The sequence below is a fragment of the Neisseria sp. P0001.S005 genome (assembly GCF_051963715.1).
In genome coordinates, this window is sequence record NZ_JBQCTZ010001107.1 from 1 (window position 1) to 231 (window position 231).

1 pseudogene is annotated in these 231 nt (G+C 48.5%); it reads left to right on the forward strand.

The features are described from left to right. Positions 1–231: pseudogene (locus tag ACTHSP_RS24225) on the forward strand (UDP-N-acetyl-D-glucosamine dehydrogenase); the annotation flags it as partial.

A 231-nucleotide genomic window follows, 5' to 3' on the forward strand; every position in this document is an offset into this window, starting at 1 on the left:
CCGGTCAAGTGCTTTCTTTGGAATCCACCACATACCCCGGCACTACCGAAGAAGTATTGCTGCCGCGAATTGAATAAGGCGGCTTGAAATTTGGTCAAGACGTATTCTTGGTTTACTATCCTGAGCGTGAAGACCCTGGTAACCCTAACTTTGAAAACCCTACCAATCCAAAATTCAACTGCGGCCACACCCCTGATTTTTTGGAAGTCGGCCTTGCGCTGTACCAACCAG